Raw genomic sequence first — 17,336 nt, 5'->3', positions numbered from 1 at the left:
GTGCGGGTGCGGACGGCGGCGGGGGAGTACGAGGCGGGTGCGCTGGTGGTGAGCCCCGGCTCGTGGGCGCCCGAGGTGCTGGCGGACCTCGGCGTCCCGCTGACCGTGGAGCGCCAGGTCATGTACTGGTTCCAGCCGACCGGCGGCACCGGCGCCTGGACGCCGGACCGGCACCCGATCTACATCCACGAGGCGGCCGACGGCACCCAGGTCTACGGCTTCCCGGCGATCGACGGCCCGGACGGCGGGGCGAAGGTCGCCTTCTTCCGGCGGGGGGTCCCGTGCACGCCGGGGACGATCGACCGGGAGGTGCACCCCGACGAGGTCGCGGCGATGGCCGGGCACCTGGCCGGAGTGCTGCCGACCCTGCCGGGGCGGTTCCTGAAGGCGGCCACCTGCATGTACACGACGACGCCCGACGAGCACTTCGTCATCGCGCCGCACCCCGAGCACCCGCAGGTGACCGTGGCCTGCGGCTTCTCCGGGCACGGCTTCAAGTTCGTGCCGGTGGTCGGCGAGGTCCTCGCCGACCTCGCCACCACGGGGACGACGAAGCACCCGATCGGCCTGTTCGACCCCCGCCGGCCCGCACTGGAGGCCACCCGATGACCGCGACCCTCCCCGCCGCCTCGAGCCTGATGCCGACCCTGGCCGGGCGCTACTACACCGACCCGGCGCTGTTCACCCGCGAGCAGGAGCGGGTGTTCGAGGTGATGTGGCAGTGCGTCGCCCGCACCGACGAGGTCGCCGATCCCGGCAGCTTCCGCCGGGTGCAGGTCGGTCGGGAGAGCGTGCTGGTGGTGCGCGGCCGGGACGGTGTCCTGCGGGCGTTCCTCAACGTGTGCCGGCACCGCGGCGCGCAGCTGTGCAGCGAGGAGTCGGGGCAGGTGGCCCGCACGCTGCGCTGCCCGTACCACGCCTGGTCGTTCGGGCTGGACGGTTCACTGGTGGCCGCACCGAACCTGGCGCGGATGCCCGACGTCGACCGGGTGGCCAACGGGCTGGTGCCGGTGGCCCTGCGGGAGTGGCTGGGCTACGCGTGGGTGTGCCTGGCCGACGACCCTCCGTCGTTCGAGGACGACGTCGTCGGCGCGGTGACCGAGCGGCTCGGCGACCCGGCGGCGATCGAGGGGTACGACGTGGGGCGGCTGGCCCTGGGCCGGCGGATCCGCTACGACGTCGCGGCCAACTGGAAGCTCGTCGTCGAGAACTTCATGGAGTGCTACCACTGCGCGACGATCCACCCGGAGCTGACCGACGTCCTGCCGGAGTTCAGCCGCGGGTGGGCCGCGCAGTCCTTCGTCGGGCACGGGGCGGAGTTCGCCCCCGCCGCCGAGGGGTTCACCGTGGACGGGTCGGCCGGCTTCCCCGCGCTGCCGGGGGTCGACCCGGACCGGGACCGCCGCTACTACGCCGCGACGATCAAGCCGGCCGTCTTCCTCAACCTGGTGCCCGACCACGTGATCCTGCTGCGGATGACGCCGCTGGCCGTCGACCGGACGGTGGTCGAGTGCGACTGGCTGTACGCGCCGGAGGTGGTCGAGGCGGGGCTGGACGTCTCCCGGTCGGTGGAGCTGTTCCACCGCGTCAACCAGCAGGACTTCGCCGCCTGCGAGCGCACCCAGCCGGGCATGAGCTCGCGGGCCTACGCGGCCGGCGGCGTGCTGGTGCCCGTCGAGCACCACCTCGCGCTGTTCCACGACTGGCTGCGCGGCCGGCTCGGGGAGGGCTGAGCCGGCGGCCCGGTAGGCGTCAGAGGCAGCGGGGATCCCGGCTCGCTCGGTCTCCGCCCACCCCCTGCGGGCAGAGACCGAGCGTGCCCGGGGAACGTGCCGGCACCCGGGCGTCCTCGCCGGTCAGACCAGCTCGGGGACGCGCAGGTTGTGCAGGACGACGTCGAACTCGGCCTCCTCGGTGACCTCGACGCCCAGCTGACGGGCGAACTCGTCGCGCATCCGGTCGAGCTGGTCGCGGGTGGCGGCCATGGACGCGCGGTCCGCGTAGACGGCGGTCAGCGAGGCCCGGCCCCGCGCCCGGTCGACCAGCAGGCTGATGCTGCAGAAGCCCGCGACGTCGTCCATCGCCGGGACGATCCGGGAGCGGAAGGCGTCCAGCACCTCCTCCACCCGGCCGGGGTCGGTGCGGCTCCAGCCGACCCGGGCGCACGACCCGTCGCCGGCGGGGTGCAGCCGGTGCATGACGGCGACCTCCCACTCCTCCACCTCGGGGTACGAGCCGCCGAACTTCGCCATCGCGCGGTCGCGCAGGCGGTCCACGCGCTCGCGGGTCGCGGTCATCGCCTCCTCGGTCTCCCAGCCGGTCGTCACGATGCACCGGCCGGTGTCGCGGTCGCACAGCATCGACAGGCCGGTGCACCCGTCCATGGCGAGGACGGCGGGCATCACGGTGTCGCGGACGTCGGCGATGCCGTCGTCCAGGCGGGCCGGGTCGGCGATCAGCGTGGTGGATCGGGCGTACATGACGGCCCCCTTCCGGGACTGCGCGGCGCCCCTGCGGCGTCGCCGCGTCGTCCATGGTTCGCCGCTGCGGCGCGGTGTCAACGGGCGCGTGCGCAGCTCCCGTGAGGGCCCCCGCGGTGGGTCTCTCGTCAGAGCCCGGTCAGGGCACGACGTCCGGCACGATGTTCTGGCTCTCGATCGGCGGGCGCACGTAGTCGCTCTCGATCGGCGGGCGCGGCGGCAGCTCCGGGGCCTCGGGGGTGAGGTCCTCGTAGGGCACCTGGCCGAGCAGGTGCGTGATGACGTTCAGCCGGGCCCGCTTCTTGACCTCGGCGTCGACCACCCACCACGGTGCCTCGGGGATGTCGGTGGCGGCGAACATGGCGTCCTTGGCGCGGGAGAAGTCCACCCAGCGGTTGCGGGCCTCGAGGTCCATCGGGCTGAGCTTCCAGCGCTTCGTCGGGTCCTTGACCCGGCCCTGGAAGCGCTTCTCCTGCTCGGTGTCGCTGACGGAGAACCAGTACTTGATCAGCGTGATGCCGCTGCGCACGAGCATCCGCTCGAACTCCGGGCAGGAGCGGAGGAACTCCTGCACCTCCTCCTCGGTGGCGAAGCCCATGACCCGCTCGACGCCGGCGCGGTTGTACCAGGAGCGGTCGAACAGGACCATCTCGCCGGCCGCGGGCAGGTGGGCGACGTAGCGCTGGAAGTACCACTGGGTCTTCTCGCGCTCGGTCGGCGCCGGAAGCGCGACGACGTGGGCGGCGCGGGGGTTGAGGGTCTCGGTGATCCGCTGGATCGCGCCGCCCTTCCCGGCGGCGTCGCGGCCCTCGAAGATCACCGCCACCTTGAGGCCGCGGGCGCGGATGAACTCCTGCTGCTTGACCAGCTCGATCTGGAGCCGGGCGAGTTCCTTCTCGTAGTACGCGGTGTCGACCTTGCGGGTCGAGGCCGGGGCGTCCTCGACGGAACGGGTGGTCCGCGCTGCTGGGGCCATGGGTCAGCATCGCGCCGGCCACGCGACGGTGGCAACTGCTGGCTCAGGCGGGGACCGGCTCGGTTTGTGGGCTGACCCGCGGCTGCGTCGCTGCGTACGCCACTGCGGCGGCGACCACGAGCGCGGCGGCGAGCGCCGGGGCGGCGAGCGCGGTGGTGGTGCCGAACCGGTCGACGACGACGCCGGTGACCGCGGACGCGAGCGCCTGGCCGACGACGACGGCGGAGTTGAGCATCGTCATGGTGGTGGCCGAGCGGCCGGCGGGGCTGAGCAGTGCGCCGACGCTGTAGAGGGTGACCAGCGTCGGACCGACGCCGCAGCCGAGGACGGCGAGGGCGACGACGAGCGCGGGCACCGAGCGCGCGGTCGCGTAGAGCAGCGCGCCGGCGAGCAGCAGCGACCCGAACGCCGCCCAGCGCGCGCGGAGCGAGAACCGCTGGGGGAGGGCCGCGGTGCCCAGCGCCAGCACGGCCGACCCGATGCCCATGACGCCGTAGAGCAGGCCGGCCCGGTCGCCACCGCCGCCGTCCGCGGCGAGGAAGCCGGTGAGCGAGGTGAGCGTGGCCCCGAAGAAGAGCCCGACGCCGAGGGTGCCGGTGACGACGGTGAGCAGCGGGAAGCGGGCCAGCTCGCGGGCGGGCGCCTGGGTCTTGCTGCTGTCCTGCGCGCCGGGCTGGAGCCGGCCGGTGGGGTGCAGCGCGAAGGCGGTGACGAAGACGAGGGTGAGCGCGGCGGCGCCGGCGATGGCGACCCACGGGGCGATCGCGGTGGCGAGCAGCCCGACGAGGAACGGGCCGACGATGAACACCATCTCGTCGGCGGCGGACTCGTAGGCCATCGTCCCGTCGAGCGCCTGCCGGCGGCGGTCGCGCTGCACGGCGCGGCGGATGACCGCCATCAGGCGGGTGCGCGACATGGGCGCGACCTGCGGTGCGGACATGCCGATCAGCACCGAGAGCGCGAGGACCGCGGCGCTCGCGGCACTGCTCGCGACGACGAGCGGGAAGGCGGCCAGCAGGGCGCCGTGCAGCAGCCCGACCGGGACGAGGACCCGGCGCTGGCCGAAGCGGTCGGTCGCCGCACCCAGCAGCGGGCCGGCGAACGCGGTGCCGATGCCGGCGACGGCGGAGTTGAGCCCGCCGAGGGTGACCGAGCCGCGCTCGGCGACGACGAGGGTGAGCACCCCGACGGTCATCATCGCGAAGGGGAGCCGCGCGACGAAGGCGAGCGGGAAGTAGGAGAGCCCGGCGGAGCGGACGACCGCCGAGGTGGTGGGGCGCGTGCGGAACATGACCTCTGCTGCTGCGGATCGGGCGTGCCGCCTTGATCCGCCGGTCGGGCCGGCAGCAGGTAGTTACACACGGACGTTCGGGACGACCGCGAGCCTAGCGCGGCGTCGCTACTTCCAGCGGTCGACGAACTCCGCCGTGGCGGCGTTGACGACGTCGGGGTTGGTGGCGCTGAGGAAGTGCTGGCCGCCCTCGACGACGCGGAGCTCGGCCTGGGGGCTGCTCACGAACAGCCCGATCTCGGCCTCGGCGTTGGCCACCGAGTAGACGCGGTCGGCGGTGCCGTGCATCCACAGGACGGGGCACCGCACGCTGTCCAGGCGGGCGTGCAGGCCGTCCCGGTCGCGCAGGTTGATGCTGCTGGTCCGCAGCCGCTCGCGGCCGTCGTCGCCGGCGTAGTTCTGCTGGTGCGTCTTGTGCCAGAACGCGCGCTCGTCGTCGGGGACGTCGTCGCCCATGCCCTCGGCGAGGGTGGCGTCGACGAGCTCGGTCGGGATGACCCAGTCGTCACCGACGGGCTGGGCGAGGGCGTCGATGGCCGGGGTGCAGAACTCGACGCCGTTCCAGCAGCCCAGCTCGCGGCTGCGCTGGCTCTCGAAGTCCATCGAGGTGCCGAGCGGGACGATGCCCTTGATCCGGTCGGGGGCGAGCATGGCCATGCGGGCCGCGATCCAGCCGCCCTGCGAGGTGCCCAGGACGAACGCGTCGGGAATGCCGAGCGCGTCGAGCACCTGGAGTCCGGCGATCGCGGTGTCCCAGTAGGTGTACTGCCGGTAGGTGGCGCGCGTGGCGCCGTGGCCGTAGGGCTCGATCGCGAGCAGGTTGGCGGCGGCGGAGAGCTGCTCGTCGGCGAACTGCGGCCGGTACAGCTCGACCGACGTGGTGAAGGAGTTGACCATCACCAGGGTCGGCAGCGACGGGTCGTAGGCCCTGCCGAGCCGGTGGCCGATGGCCGAGCCACCGAGGTGCGGGATCTGGACGGTCTCCGTGTCGCTCATGGTCTCCCTCGCCGTCTGTGCAGGTCGGTCCCCGGTCCGGCCATCGTGGCCCGCGCCACATCCGCGGTCAATCGCCGTCCGGCCCTTGGCCTGCACGGTTGCCGCCACGAGGGCGTCAGCTGGCGACGACGGTGACCGGGCAGCTGGAGCCCGGCGCCCGCGCCAGCCGTGCGCGCGGTCAGCACGGCGCAGCCCAGTGCTTCGGCGAGGGCGACGTAGATCGCGTCGTACGCCGAGATGTTCTTCCGGAGGGTCCACATGCGGGGGAGCAGCGGATGGACCGGGTGGCGCACGAGGGCCATGTCCGACCACGTGCTGAGCAACTGCTGGCCGGTGGGCGCTGACAGGCGACCGTCGGCGACCAGCCGGCGCAGGGTCTGCGCCACCTCGACGTCGATCAGGTGCGGTGCGTGCAACTGCTCATGTGCGGCCGCCTGGCGGGCCGATCCGTCGCGCAGCAGTGCGGCGACGGCCGCCGAGGCGTCGAGCACGATCACCGGTCGGCGCGGCCTGCGTCCACGGCGTCGACGACCTCGTCGATGGGGATGCCCGTGTCCGGGAGGGCCGCCAGCAGCGCCGGGTCGTCCGCCCGCCGGCTGATATCGGCCAGTTCACGGATCGCGATGGCGCTCACCGAGGTGTGCTCGCGCTCGGCCAGCCGGGTGAGTCGCTCCACCACCTCGGCGGGCACGTTACGCAGGTGGAGTGTCGGCATGACGCGATGGTCGACCGTGGTGTCGCACTCTGCAAGCACGCCGGGCTCACTGCGACGGCCATGCGCGCCGGGGGAAGAGCGGACACGCGCTGCGCCCGTCATGGAGGTGGAGGCTGCAGTCGATGCCGTCGCGCTCGCGGACGATCGACTCGATCGCGGCGGACCAGGCCGCGTCGTCCGGCGTGGGCGTCGCGGGACCGGGCCGTTCCAGGCACATGGCCAGGTGCAGGTCAGCACCTTCGACGCCCTCGGCCTCGGCCACGACGGCGTGCAGGTCGGCGAGCCCGCCGATCGCCACCCGGTCGGGCTCGACCGGCAGTTCCTCGACCGGGATCAACAGCTTCACCATCGTGCCGTCGCCCCGAAGCCACGTCAGGAACAGTCGACGATCGGACGGCGGCCCATCCAGGTGCAGCAGGGTGCCCCACCGCTCGGTGAGCTCGCCGTCGTCGGTGACCGGGATGTCGGGGTGCGGGCGTGTCCTCATGGCCGAGGACTCTGCCGCGCCCCGGCCTCTCGCCGCGGGCGTCGTCCACAGGCGCCCGGGCTCGTGTCCTCGACCGGACCCATGGACCGTGAGGGACGTGTGCGGCGGGTTGCCCCTGTCAGCCGGCGCGGGCGAGCTCGGCGATCGGGGCGGACCAGGCGGCGGGCGCCGTCCAGACGAAGCTGTGCGCGCCGGGGACGCTGCGGAACCGGCCGTTGGCCGCCCGCTCGCCGAGCTCGCGCGCCCAGGCCTCGGTGCAGAGGCGGTCGCGGTCGCCGTGCAGGACGAGCACCGGCTGGGCGACGCGCTCGACGGTGTCTTCGAGGCGGTCACGGAGGTGGACGGCGAGGGCGTGCCGCACCCGGCGCAGCCCGGCGCGCTGCCGGTCGGGGGTGTGCTGGACGTCCAGTTCCGGCGGCTCGAGCCCGTGGTTGCGGCGCCAGGCGAGCAGGACGCGGCGCATGCTGCGGTAGGCGGGGTCCATGGTGGGGCTGGCGAGCACCACCGCCCGCACGAGGTCGGGTTCCCGGACGGCGACGTGGGCGGCGACCTGGGTGCCGCTGGAGTGCCCGACGAGGACGACGTCGTCCAGTTCTGCGGCGGCCAGCCACTCGGTGACGGCGTCGGCGTGGTCGCCGACGTCCATGGGGTGCGGCGGGTCGGCGCTGCCGGAGAAGCCGGGCAGCTCGACGAGGTGCGCGCGGGTCCAGGCGCCGAGCTCGCGGACGGCGGGCTCCAGGTAGTTGGCGACGGCGAGGCCGTGGACGACGACGACCTCGGGGAACTGCGGTCGTGCGGTGCCGGCGACGCGGCTGCGCATGGCGCCCCAGGAGGTGGTGCGGTGCTGCAGCTCGACGGTCACGGCCTACCGGCGGCGGGCCGGCTGCTTGAGCGACCGGCGCTCCCGGTGGTCAGCGGTCATGGGTCGGGAGACTAGTGCCCGATTCCAACGATCGTCCTGCCGATGCGTGCCGGCGGCGGCGTGGGTGCCTTCTGCGCGGCCCACTCAGCACATGAGCCGGAGGCTGACGAATGTCAGCACTAGCTCCAGGTGTTCTGGCGGTCAACAGCCACCACCGTCGCTGCAAGGGCTACGCCGAGGAGGAGGAGCCACCACTGGCCCCAGAGCAAGGCCCCTCCGACTGTTGCGGCGAGCGGGCGGGCCGCCCAGTACACGAGTCGCCCCGTCCCGTCTGCACGTCCTGGTGTGGAGGCCACGCCGTGATCTTGACGTCCCCGACAGGACACCAGCCACCCAAGAGGCAGGCATTCGGAGCGCGACAGTAGTCGTCAGCTTCTGCACCGCCGTGTCCCTGAGCCGCCCACTCAAGGACGCTCCGTCGCCTGCTCCCCCGACGCCTGGACACGGCGGTTGTGCCTGTCGACGATGGCCATCTGCGCAAGCCACGACGTCGCGACGCTGGGAAGGAAGTAGGCGAGATACCGCCAGGAGGTTTCTGACGACCCCGTCAAGCGCATGCTCGCCAACACCATCAGGGCGATGCCCACCGCTAAAGCGACCCACGTCCACCACGGAGCCCGATGGTTGCTGAGGTCGGGCCAGAAGCCGCGTCGAGGCACGCTCTTGTCGCCGTACGCCAGCGTGGTCCCGAAGGCGAAGACGGCGCTCAGGATGACGCCGGCGACCAGGACCATCCACCAGATCAGCACGGCAGCGTTGTACACGAAAGCGACCCGATCGAGTCTGCGCCGGACAGGTGTCGCTGGAGCCGCCGTCAGGACGAACGTTGCCGGGATCGGCACCAATAGGCGGTGGGGTCGCTCGCAGTGCGAGCCGAGGACGCCGCTGGTTGAGTGGCCGGTGCGGTGAGCAGACGCCGTTCCCGACTGTTCCGGGGGGTCCCGATGGCCAGGAAGAAGACCGCAGCGGAGACGTCGAAGAAGTCGATGGCGCAGACGCTGGGCGCCGTGGGTGCGGCGTTCGGGGCGATCAGCGTGCTCTCGCCGCGGACGGTGGCGAAGAGCTACGGCGTCCCGGTGTCGCCGTCCGGGCTGCAGCTGCAGCGGCTGTTCGGCAGCCGGGCGCTGGTGATCGCCGGCCTGGCGCTGACCGCGAAGACCGACGAGGAGGTCGACCGCGGGCTCGCCGCGGTGGCGGTGATGAACGCGCTGGACACGCTGACCGCGCTGGCGACGGCGGGGAAGGCCGGTGGGCGGACCACCACCCGCGCCGTCGTCAGCTCGCTGGCCTACGGCGCGGCGGCGCTGTGGATCCGGTCGCTGGACGACTGAGGCACGGCGCCCCGCGCCTCAGCTCTGGTCGGCCCTCGCGCGGCGGTCGGCATGCGTATCACCGGCGACCGCGATGTCGGTCGGCGGCACCTCGACGATCCACGCCCGCACCGTCTCCGGCGGGGCGCCGATGCTGTCGGTGGTGGCCTGGCTGACCGCGGCGAGCAGGGCGCGCTTCTGCTCCTCGGTGCGACCGGCGATCATCGTGATCTGGATGAAGGGCATGCCGCACCTTGACCCAGCCGGCCGCGAGCGACCACTCGGCAGGGGTCAGGCCGCGGCGGCCACCTGGGAGATCAGCCGGCGGGGCAGCTCGAGGGTCGGGTGGATCCCCTCCGTGCGGGGCTGCTGCGGCTCGCCGGCCTCCGGGGTGGCCGAGCCCAGCGAGCGGGCCAGCTCGTCAAGGTGCCGGAGGGCGTCCTCGTAGAGCTCCTGGATGGCGCCTGCTGCCGCCGCGTGCGCCGCTTCCGCGGGACCGACATGTCGACTGGTCATGGCTGCCTCATCGGCGGGTGGCCGGGCGTGCGTGACCGACGTCGCCACCGAGGATGCGCTCTCCGCGGACCGGGTGGTGCCCGCCCTGTGGGTGTCGGCTCCCGGGAGCCGGCCGCTGGTGTCGACACCGGGGGACCGGGGCGGCAGCATCCGGGGGCGTGACCGCTCCCGAACCCCACCGCTTCGTGGCCCGCGTCGTCGAGGAGTCGAGCAACAAGATCCACGAGGACGACGTCGCGCGGCAGTACGGCTTCTCGGGGGCGCTGGTGCCCGGCGTCGAGCTGTTCGCGCGGACGACGACGCCGCTGGTGGCGGCCTGGGGGGTCGAGTGGCTGTCGCGGGGCCGGGTCGACCTGCGGTTCCGGCGGCCCACCTACGACGGGGACGAGCTGCTGGTCGAGCCGGCCGACGGCGCGCTCACGGTGAGCGCGCCGTCGGGGGAGGTGCGGTGCGTCGGCTCGGCCGGGCTGTCGGCGGACCATCCCGATCTCAGCGGGTACGGGTTCGTTCCCCCGCCGGCGGACCTCGTGGCGGACCCGGTGGTGGGCCCGATGGGCAGCGTCTCCGAGGCCGGCACCGCGGAGCGCAACGACTGGTACCTGGCGGCGATCGGCGAGCCGCTGCCGCTGTACCGGCAGGAGTCGGTCGTCCACCCCGGCTTGCTGCTGCGACTGGTCAACGAGCTGCTCATGCGCAACGTCGCCCTGGGGCCGTGGATCCACACCTCCAGCGACTGCCGCTTCCTCGGCGTCGCCCGGCTGCCCGTGGAGCTGACCGCGCACGGCGTCGTCACCGGCGTCGGCCGCCGTGGGCGGCACGACGAGGTCCGGTACGACGCACTGGTGCTGGCGGGGGACGAGCCGGTGCTGCAGGTGCGCCACACCGCGCTCTACCGGCTGAACGCGGTCTGAGGTCCCGGGCCGCCCCTAGACCATCTCGGGGACGCGCAACTGGTGCAGGACGACGTCGAACTCGGCGACGTCGGTGGCCGACATGCGCAGCCCCCGGCGGAACTCGTCGCGGATGTACATGGCCCGCTGGCGGGAGGCCTCCATGGCCTGGCGGTCGGCGTAGACGGCGGTGAGGGAGTTGTCGCCCGTCTGCCGGTCGAGCATCAGGCTGAGGCTGCAGAAGCCGGGCATCTCGTCCATGCGCGGGATGAGGTCGGTGCGGAAGACGTCGACGACCTTGTCGATGCGGTCGGGGTCGACACGGGACCAGGTGACCCGGGCGCAGGCGTCGTCGCTCACGGGGTGCAGCCGGTGCATCGCCGCGATCTCCCACTCCCGCACCTCGGGCGCGGGCGCGCCGAACTGCTCGGTCGCTTGCTCGCGCAGCCGCATGACGGCCTCACGGGTGGCGGCCATGGCGGCCTCGCTCTCCCAGGCGGTCGTGACGATGCAGCGGCCGGAGTCGCGGTCGCACAACATGGACAGGCCGACGCAGCCGTCCATGGCGTCCACGGCGGGCATGACGTGGTCACGGATGTCGGCGATGCCGGCGTCGATGCGGCTCGGGTCGGCGGTGATGGTCGTGGAGCGGGCGTGCATGACGCCCTCCCTTCCGGGGCGCGCGGCGCCCCGTCGGCGTCCGCCCAGGTCATCGTGCTCACGTGCCGTCCGCTGTCAACTGGAGAGCGCGCACGGGGCTCGCCCGTGCCTGGCCGACCGCGCCATGTGGTGGTGAGGCCGTCGGTCGGCCGGTCCGCGTGGGGCGCCTCCGCTCGGGGCCGGGCCCGTCGTCGTCACCCGATCGGGTGATACGGATCGAGAAGGTGTCACTACCGTCCGGTCTGATCCGCACCGAGGTCGCGGACGCGCCACGGCTCACGGACGACGGAGGCTCGATGAACCAGGTCGACGGCGGGATGCGCTACTCGGCGACGGACCTGCTCACCTGGCACGGCTGCGCGCACGCCTCCCGGCTCGACGCGCTGGCGCTGAGCGACGCCGAGCTGGTGGCGTGGCTCGCCGCGCGGTCGCAGGCGCGTGCGGCGGCGATCGCCTCCGGTGCGGACTTCCCGGAGCCGGCGAACGCCCGTGGCGACGAGCACGAGCGCGCGATGCGGGACCGGCTGGTCGCCTCCGGGCTGGAGGTCGTGGAGATCGCGCGGCCGTCCGGGGTGAACGGGCTGATCGAGGCCGCGCGCGCGACCGAGCAGGCGCTGCGCGACGGCGCGGACGTCGTCTACCAGGCCGCGCTCTTCGACGAGCCGTGGTTCGGCTACGCCGACTTCCTGGTGCGGGTCGACGGCGTGCCGAGCCGGTTCGGCGACCACGCCTACGAGGTGCGCGACACCAAGCTGGCGCGCAAGCCCTCGGCCAACGCGCTGGTGCAGATGGCCCACTACGGCTCGATGCTGGAGAGCCTGCAGGGCTGCCCCCCGCCGCGGCTGGTGGTCTGGTTGGGCACCGGCGAGGAGTTCACCTGGGCGTACGACGACGCCGTCCCGTACCTGGAGGAGCTGCGTGAGCGGTTCCTCGCGTTCCACCGGGATCCGGTCGAGACGCTGGCCGACCCGGTCGACGCGTGCGGGCTGTGCCGGTGGGCCGAGCGCTGCGACGAGGAGTGGGGCTCCGACGACCTGCGGCACGTGCACCGGCTCTCCCGCCGCCAGCGGACGCTGCTGAGGGAGCGCGGCATCTCGACGGTGCAGGCGCTGGCGGCGGCGTCGGACGACGACCGGCCGCAGGACATCGGCCTGGTGACCTTCGATCGGCTGCGTGCCCAGGCGGCGGCACAGGCGGGGACGGACGACGTCGCGCTCGTGCGGCCGCAGCCGCGGGTCACCGGGATCGCCGGAACGCCGGAACCGCACCCCCTCGACGTCTACTTCGACCTCGAGGGCGACCCGTACGCCGCGATCCCGACGCTGGACTACCTGTGGGCCTACTGCGACGTCGACGGCACCTACTCCCACCGCTGGGCGCACGACGCGGAGGGGGAGCGGGCGGCGTTCCGCTGGTTCCTCGACGAGCTGCGCCGCCGGGAGGCGCTCGGCGGCGAGTGGCGGGTCTACCACTACAACTCCTACGAGGTGACCTCGCTGGAGCGGATCGCCGCCGCCTGGCCGGATGCCGCGGAGCGCGAGCGGCTCGTCGCCGAGGTCGAGCACGTCGTCGCCACCCGGTTCGACGACCTCTACCGCCGCGTCGAGGCCGGCCTGCGCACCCAGGACGGCAGCACCTCGCTGAAGATCGTCGAGAAGCTGGCCGGCTACGACCGCACCGCGGCGGCGGCCGCCGTCGGCAAGGCCGACGACAGCATCAAGGCCTACGAGGCCTACCTGGCGGTGGAGGACGGCGACGCCCGGGCGTCGTTGCTGGAGGGCATCCGCGCGTACAACGAGCACGACGTGAAGGCGACCCGCGCAGTGCACCTGTGGCTGCGCGCGCTGGCTGCCGATCTCGCCGAGGACGACCTGCTGGACGAGCCGGAAGACGACTACACGCCGCCGGACTCGGTGCTGCAGCGCGCGGCCCGCACCGAGGAGCTGCAGCAGCGGCTGCTCGTGGCCGCCGCGGCGGGCCCGCTGCCGTCGGGGTTGTCGGCGGCCGGCGCCGGGATGCTCGCCGAGATGCTGGAGTGGCACCGGCGGGAGTTCGTCGTCGCCTACCAGGATTTCCTGCGGCTGCAGGACTGGGCGGCCGACCACGACGGCACCACCTCCGAGCCGGCGGCCGAGGAGTCGCGGGACTTCGCCGAGCTCAACGGCGCCCCGGTCCAGGAGACGCGGATCCGGCGCGGCACCGAGCACGAGTCGTGCCTGGTCGACGTCGTGCTGGAGACGGTGCACCCGCCGGTGAGCGGACGGAGGAACGAGGCGCTGCTGCGCGAGTACCGGGCCACCCCGGGGGCGTGGAAGCTCCGGGCCGGCGCCGACGTGGTGGAGGTCGTGCCCGCGGGGCAGGGCCGCAAGCCGCTCGCGGTGCGGCTGCTCGACCACGACCCGAGGACCGGCTGGTTCTCCTTCAAGAAGGGGCAGGTGCCGGCCGAGCTGGGGCCGCTCGTCGCGGCGCCGTTCTACGACCCGGACGCCGTCTGGGAGTCGCTGATGCGGCTGGGGGAGGCAGCACTGGTGGCCGAGCCACCGGGGGAGGCGGTGACCGGTCTGCGCCTGCTGGACCGAGCCGCTCCGCTGGCCGCTGCGCGTATGGCGCTGCGGCCGGGGGAGGAGGAGGCGGCGGAGCGGGCGCGCCGGCTGCTGGGGGAGATGACCGCCGGGGTGCTGCCCGTGCAGGGCCCGCCGGGCACGGGCAAGACGTGGCTCGCGGCGCGACTGGTGCTCGACGAGGTGGCGCGGGTGGCGGCGACCGGGGGCTCGGCCGCGATCGGGGTGGTGGCCAACTCGCACAAGGTGATCGACCACCTGCTGGAGGGCGTCGCGGCGCTGGCGGCCGAGCGCGGGCTGGACCTCGCCGTCGGGCACGTCGGGTCGGGGGACCAGGTGACCGGTGCGGGTGTCGCGCCGATCTCCGGCGGGAGCCGGGAGCTGCGGCCGTGGCTGGACGGCCACCGCTCGGCCGGGCGGCCGGCCGTGGTGGGAGCGACCAAGTTCGGGTGGGCCCGGCCCGACCTGGCGGGTGCGCTGCACCTGCTGGTGGTGGACGAGGCCGGCCAGCTGTCGCTGGCCGATGCGGTGGCGGTGGCGCAGGCGTCGCCGCGGGTCGTGGCACTGGGGGACCCGCAGCAGCTGGCGTCACCGATCCAGGCCAGCCACAGCGAGGCGGTGCGGGTGTCGCTGCTGGAGCACCTGGCGCGGGGAAGCGCGGTGCTGCCGGCCGAGGCCGGGGTGTTCCTCGACGTCTCCCGGCGGATGCACCCGGCGGTGTGCGAGGTCGTGGGCGCGCTGGCGTACGACGGCGCGCTGCAGGCGCACGAGAGCGCGGCGGCGCGGGACATCTCGGGGCCGGACGTCGTTATCGGCGGTCACCGGATCCCGCTCCGGCCGGGGGTCGTGTGGCTGCCGACCGAGGCGGCCGAGGAGGCGCAGGCGGCGCTGGTCGCGTCGCTGGTGGGGGAGCTGGTGAGGCGGGCCTCGGTGACGGTCGATGGCTGCGCGCAGCGGCTGACGCTCGACGACGTGCTGGTGGTGGCGCCGCACAACGCCCACGTGAACCGGATCCGGGCGGCGCTGGGCGGCAGCGACCGGGTGGGGACGGTGGACAAGTTCCAGGGGCGCGAGGGGCACGTGGTGGTGTTCGCGCAGGGGCGGCCGGCGGAGAAGCCGGGTGACGTGCCGTTCCTCTACGAGATCAACCGGATCAACGTGGCGCTGTCACGGGCGCGGCTGATGGCGATCGTGGTGGCCCACCCCGACGCGGTGTTCCCGCCGGTGTCGCAGCCGGAGCACCTGAAGCTGGCCAGCCGCTTCGCGCGGGCGGTGAGGGCTCGGAAGGCCGTCGTCGATACCTGAGCCCGGCAGCGGACGAGGTGCGTGCACGTCCCCGCATGGGACATGCACCGCGTTGCCGGTCGTCGGCCGGCGCGGTCACCGGGCCGTTGGCGCGAAGGTCTTTCGGGCGAGACGAAGTCCGGCCCAGGCCAGGGCAGCGCCGAGCACGGCGCCGATGCTGTTGGCGAGCCAGTCGTTGGTCGAGCACGACCGGCCCAGGGCTGGTGCGACGGCCTGCAGCAGCTCCACGCCGGCCGACACAGCGATGGCCACCGCGGCCACCAGGACGGGTCGCCTGGTCGCGGTGGCGACGAGCACGACCGGGGCCAGGAACAGGATGACGTTGGCGACGTCGCCGCGGAACAAGGTCGGAACGCTCCAGGCCACCTCGCAGAAGGAGAACGCCCTCCGGTCGTCGGGCCAGAGCGTGAGACCGGCCGCCACCGCCACGGCGGCTGCCGCCAGCCACCGGGCCGCGCGCGGGCGGTTGGCCAGCCACCAGGCGGCCACCGGAGCGGCGACGAGGAGGACGAGGAACGCCGTCGGCTCGAGCCATCGGTGCTCGGCGAGCACGGTGCTGATCACACGCAGGATCCTGACCGTCCGACGATGCCGCACCGTCATGGCGCGCGCGGACTTCGCGACACGTCCACCTCACCGTCGCGTCGCGGCTGAGCAGCGCGAAAAGGTTCGCGGGCGCAGCCCGTCGGAGTCGGTCAGGCCCAGGACGTGCAGGGCACCCTCCCGGCCCCCGCTGCACGTTCCGAGCGCCTGCCCGGCGTCAGAGCCGATCGCCACCTCCCACAAGGTGGACGCAGAGCCGCAGATCGGCGCGCTCGTCGTCTCCCGCAGGAAGGTCGTGAACGGCGCGATCCGGGGGACGTCGCGATGCAGCCGGAACGCCCGGCGCAGATGTGGTCGTTGAGGCGTTCGGGCGCTGAGCTCGGGCGCTGAGCTCGGGCGCGCCGGTCCGCCGGCTCCCGGCCTCCCGCCCCGCCGGCGCCTACGGTCGATGGCGCGTCTTCCCCGTCTCCCGGCGCGCTCCCGGCAGTACCCGGTCCCTCCGCGACCGCTGTCCTGCCGTGCCCGGGTGACGACGCCGCCGGCCCGGTGAGGACGCCGAAGATCGTCGTCCTCGCGTAGGGAGCTGCACAGCGTTGTCCGGTCTGCCGTCCGGCGGGAAGCTCCGCGCGATGTCCACCGGCAACCTGCTGGCCGACTGCGAGCGGTGGTGCCGCGAGAACCTGCCGCGCCGGGTCGAGCAGCGCCGGCAGCCGACGCTGCGGGTCGTGCCGCCGCTGGCCGAGCCGGCGCCGTCCCGCGGTCAGGTCTTCCGGCCGGGCCCGGGCTGGCCGGGTGTGCCCGTCGCGCGTACCGGGAGCTGACCTCCGCGCAGCACGGCGGTGGCGGGCGCCCGGCCCGAGGCCGGCGCGGTCGGTGCCGCGCCGGCCGTCGTCCCTCAGGCCATCTCGGGGACGCGTAGGTGGTGGATCGCCAGCTCGAACTCGGCCACCTCCATGACCTCCGCACCCAGCGTCCGGCGCGCTCCTTGCAGGTCCTTCGGTCGTTTCCGGCCGGTGACGAATCGTGCCCGGGCAGCACCCTGCGGTGGGGACGTCGAAATTGTCGTCCTGAGCCAGGGAGCTGCGCAGCGTCGTCCGGCATGCCGTCCAGGGGCATCTTCCGCCCGATGAGCACTGGCAACCTGATGGCCGATTGCGAACGCTGCTGCCGGGACCACCTGCGCCGCCGCGAGGTGTCGGCCGCTAGCGGGACGACGCTCCGCCTGGTCGCCGCTCCGGTGGGTGCCCCGCCGGCCTCGCGCAGCGGCAGCTTCCGGCCCGGCCCCGGTTGGCCGGGCATTCCGGTCGCCCGTACCGGCAGCTGAGTCAAGCGAAGTCATTGATCGAACTGACGCTGGCGGCCCGCTGGGCGGGGCCAGACCACGAGAAATCAGAAGGAGACCGCGAGAAATCAGAAGATGGTGAAGATGGTCAGAACAGCGTGCTCAACGTCTGGAAGCAGCCCTCATCGGTTCACCGGTACTTGTTCGAAGTCGCAAGTAGGTTCAGCAGCAATGAGTTGGACGACGACTACTTCACTCCCTGGCCCAATAAGGACGGGCTGCGTGAGTTGAGCCTGCTAGCCGCCTAGCCCGGATCTTTCGCCCGCCCATCGGTGATCATCGGGATGCGACTCGGTGGGCCGCCGGTGCGTGATTCTGGCATTGGGGTGTGACGGTTCGGCC

The 17,336-nt window shown here is 73.5% G+C and carries 20 protein-coding genes; 7 read left to right on the top strand and 13 right to left on the bottom strand.

Translation table 11 applies throughout. The features are described from left to right. Both E9529_RS18445 and E9529_RS18440 read left to right on the top strand, forming a co-directional pair. Window positions 1–609: FAD-dependent oxidoreductase (locus E9529_RS18445; protein WP_236832731.1), on the top strand; the 609-nt coding region annotated here is incomplete at its 5' end. Beyond that, window positions 606–1,733 carry an aromatic ring-hydroxylating dioxygenase subunit alpha gene (locus tag E9529_RS18440; protein WP_236832730.1) on the top strand — a complete coding sequence of 376 codons (1,128 nt, stop codon included), beginning with the start codon at window positions 606–608 and terminating at the stop codon, window positions 1,731–1,733. The genes E9529_RS18445 and E9529_RS18440, both read left to right, overlap by 4 nt. A gap of 123 nt (window positions 1,734–1,856) precedes the next feature. Here E9529_RS18440 and E9529_RS18435 read toward each other — a convergent pair whose 3' ends face one another. The 9 genes from E9529_RS18435 to E9529_RS18395 form a co-directional block, all read right to left on the bottom strand. Further along, on the bottom strand, window positions 1,857–2,480 hold the full coding sequence (locus E9529_RS18435) for an antibiotic biosynthesis monooxygenase (RefSeq protein WP_236832729.1): 624 nt from the start codon (window positions 2,478–2,480) through the stop codon (window positions 1,857–1,859). A 139-nt stretch (window positions 2,481–2,619) separates the two neighbouring features. After that, window positions 2,620–3,456, bottom strand: coding sequence for a polyphosphate kinase 2 (gene ppk2, locus E9529_RS18430; protein ID WP_236832728.1), 837 nt, complete (start codon window positions 3,454–3,456; stop codon window positions 2,620–2,622). 43 nt (window positions 3,457–3,499) lie between these two features. After that, window positions 3,500–4,747, bottom strand: a complete 1,248-nt coding sequence (locus E9529_RS18425; protein WP_236832727.1) for an MFS transporter — start codon at window positions 4,745–4,747, stop codon at window positions 3,500–3,502. A gap of 108 nt (window positions 4,748–4,855) precedes the next feature. After that, a complete protein-coding gene (locus tag E9529_RS18420) occupies window positions 4,856–5,743 on the bottom strand; it encodes an alpha/beta fold hydrolase (RefSeq protein ID WP_236832726.1) in 888 nt (295 codons plus the stop codon). Continuing rightward, window positions 5,740–6,240, bottom strand: coding sequence for a type II toxin-antitoxin system VapC family toxin (locus E9529_RS18415; RefSeq protein WP_236832725.1), 501 nt, complete (start codon window positions 6,238–6,240; stop codon window positions 5,740–5,742). The genes E9529_RS18420 and E9529_RS18415 overlap by 4 nt, the downstream gene beginning before the upstream one ends. Then, window positions 6,237–6,458, bottom strand: coding sequence for an antitoxin (locus tag E9529_RS18410; RefSeq protein ID WP_236832724.1), 222 nt, complete (start codon window positions 6,456–6,458; stop codon window positions 6,237–6,239). Before E9529_RS18410 ends, E9529_RS18415 begins: the two co-directional genes overlap by 4 nt. A 46-nt stretch (window positions 6,459–6,504) precedes the next feature. Then, window positions 6,505–6,945, bottom strand: a complete 441-nt coding sequence (locus E9529_RS18405; protein WP_236832723.1) for a hypothetical protein — start codon at window positions 6,943–6,945, stop codon at window positions 6,505–6,507. Between the two features lie 118 nt (window positions 6,946–7,063). After that, on the bottom strand, window positions 7,064–7,807 hold the full coding sequence (locus E9529_RS18400; protein WP_236832722.1) for an alpha/beta fold hydrolase: 744 nt from the start codon (window positions 7,805–7,807) through the stop codon (window positions 7,064–7,066). Between the two features lie 464 nt (window positions 7,808–8,271). Then, window positions 8,272–8,631, bottom strand: coding sequence for a hypothetical protein (locus tag E9529_RS18395; protein ID WP_236832721.1), 360 nt, complete (start codon window positions 8,629–8,631; stop codon window positions 8,272–8,274). A 180-nt stretch (window positions 8,632–8,811) separates the two neighbouring features. Between E9529_RS18395 and E9529_RS18390 the strand changes: the two genes are divergently transcribed. Continuing rightward, window positions 8,812–9,198 carry a hypothetical protein gene (locus tag E9529_RS18390; protein ID WP_236832720.1) on the top strand — a complete coding sequence of 129 codons (387 nt, stop codon included), beginning with the start codon at window positions 8,812–8,814 and terminating at the stop codon, window positions 9,196–9,198. 18 nt (window positions 9,199–9,216) lie between these two features. On the opposite strand, the gene E9529_RS18385 is transcribed toward E9529_RS18390, so the two are convergent. Both E9529_RS18385 and E9529_RS18380 read right to left on the bottom strand, forming a co-directional pair. After that, window positions 9,217–9,423 (bottom strand): 2-hydroxymuconate tautomerase, encoded by a 207-nt coding sequence (locus tag E9529_RS18385; protein ID WP_236832719.1) that lies wholly within the window; start codon window positions 9,421–9,423, stop codon window positions 9,217–9,219. 45 nt (window positions 9,424–9,468) lie between these two features. Next, window positions 9,469–9,693, bottom strand: a complete 225-nt coding sequence (locus E9529_RS18380) for a hypothetical protein (protein WP_236832718.1) — start codon at window positions 9,691–9,693, stop codon at window positions 9,469–9,471. Between the two features lie 158 nt (window positions 9,694–9,851). On the opposite strand from E9529_RS18380, the gene E9529_RS18375 reads away from it, so the two are divergent. Beyond that, window positions 9,852–10,604, top strand: coding sequence for a hypothetical protein (locus E9529_RS18375; protein WP_236832717.1), 753 nt, complete (start codon window positions 9,852–9,854; stop codon window positions 10,602–10,604). 15 nt (window positions 10,605–10,619) lie between these two features. Here E9529_RS18375 and E9529_RS18370 read toward each other — a convergent pair whose 3' ends face one another. After that, complete coding sequence (locus tag E9529_RS18370) at window positions 10,620–11,243, bottom strand: antibiotic biosynthesis monooxygenase (protein WP_236832716.1); 624 nt, start codon at window positions 11,241–11,243, stop codon at window positions 10,620–10,622. Window positions 11,244–11,539: 296 nt separating this feature from the next. Between E9529_RS18370 and E9529_RS18365 the strand changes: the two genes are divergently transcribed. Then, window positions 11,540–15,109 (top strand): TM0106 family RecB-like putative nuclease, encoded by a 3,570-nt coding sequence (locus tag E9529_RS18365; protein WP_236832715.1) that lies wholly within the window; start codon window positions 11,540–11,542, stop codon window positions 15,107–15,109. Window positions 15,110–15,184: 75 nt separating this feature from the next. On the opposite strand, the gene E9529_RS18360 is transcribed toward E9529_RS18365, so the two are convergent. Then, window positions 15,185–15,673 (bottom strand): VanZ family protein, encoded by a 489-nt coding sequence (locus E9529_RS18360; RefSeq protein WP_236832714.1) that lies wholly within the window; start codon window positions 15,671–15,673, stop codon window positions 15,185–15,187. A 608-nt stretch (window positions 15,674–16,281) separates the two neighbouring features. Between E9529_RS18360 and E9529_RS18355 the strand changes: the two genes are divergently transcribed. Continuing rightward, window positions 16,282–16,473 carry a hypothetical protein gene (locus E9529_RS18355; RefSeq protein ID WP_236832713.1) on the top strand — a complete coding sequence of 64 codons (192 nt, stop codon included), beginning with the start codon at window positions 16,282–16,284 and terminating at the stop codon, window positions 16,471–16,473. Window positions 16,474–16,990: 517 nt separating this feature from the next. Continuing rightward, on the top strand, window positions 16,991–17,242 hold the full coding sequence (locus tag E9529_RS18350; RefSeq protein WP_236832712.1) for a hypothetical protein: 252 nt from the start codon (window positions 16,991–16,993) through the stop codon (window positions 17,240–17,242). Window positions 17,243–17,336: the final 94 nt, after the last annotated feature.

The organism is Blastococcus sp. KM273128 (assembly GCF_021698975.1).
GTDB lineage: Bacteria > Actinomycetota > Actinomycetes > Mycobacteriales > Geodermatophilaceae > Blastococcus.
Note: the sequence above shows the minus strand (reverse complement) of the source record. Positions and strands in the feature narration are given on the sequence as shown.

Excerpts from the sequence above, each read along its gene's own strand:
- E9529_RS18365 (WP_236832715.1), top strand. The coding sequence starts at position 11,540 with ATGAACCAGGTCGACGGCGGGATGCGCTACTCGGCGACGGACCTGCTC.
- E9529_RS18390 (WP_236832720.1), top strand. The coding sequence starts at position 8,812 with ATGGCCAGGAAGAAGACCGCAGCGGAGACGTCGAAGAAGTCGATGGCG.
- E9529_RS18440 (WP_236832730.1), top strand. The coding sequence starts at position 606 with ATGACCGCGACCCTCCCCGCCGCCTCGAGCCTGATGCCGACCCTGGCC.
- E9529_RS18405 (WP_236832723.1), bottom strand. The coding sequence starts at position 6,945 with ATGAGGACACGCCCGCACCCCGACATCCCGGTCACCGACGACGGCGAG.
- ppk2 (WP_236832728.1), bottom strand. The coding sequence starts at position 3,456 with ATGGCCCCAGCAGCGCGGACCACCCGTTCCGTCGAGGACGCCCCGGCC.
- E9529_RS18355 (WP_236832713.1), top strand. The coding sequence starts at position 16,282 with ATGTCCACCGGCAACCTGCTGGCCGACTGCGAGCGGTGGTGCCGCGAG.
- E9529_RS18380 (WP_236832718.1), bottom strand. The coding sequence starts at position 9,693 with ATGACCAGTCGACATGTCGGTCCCGCGGAAGCGGCGCACGCGGCGGCA.
- E9529_RS18370 (WP_236832716.1), bottom strand. The coding sequence starts at position 11,243 with ATGCACGCCCGCTCCACGACCATCACCGCCGACCCGAGCCGCATCGAC.
- E9529_RS18410 (WP_236832724.1), bottom strand. The coding sequence starts at position 6,458 with ATGCCGACACTCCACCTGCGTAACGTGCCCGCCGAGGTGGTGGAGCGA.
- E9529_RS18435 (WP_236832729.1), bottom strand. The coding sequence starts at position 2,480 with ATGTACGCCCGATCCACCACGCTGATCGCCGACCCGGCCCGCCTGGAC.
- E9529_RS18420 (WP_236832726.1), bottom strand. The coding sequence starts at position 5,743 with ATGAGCGACACGGAGACCGTCCAGATCCCGCACCTCGGTGGCTCGGCC.
- E9529_RS18425 (WP_236832727.1), bottom strand. The coding sequence starts at position 4,747 with ATGTTCCGCACGCGCCCCACCACCTCGGCGGTCGTCCGCTCCGCCGGG.
- E9529_RS18385 (WP_236832719.1), bottom strand. The coding sequence starts at position 9,423 with ATGCCCTTCATCCAGATCACGATGATCGCCGGTCGCACCGAGGAGCAG.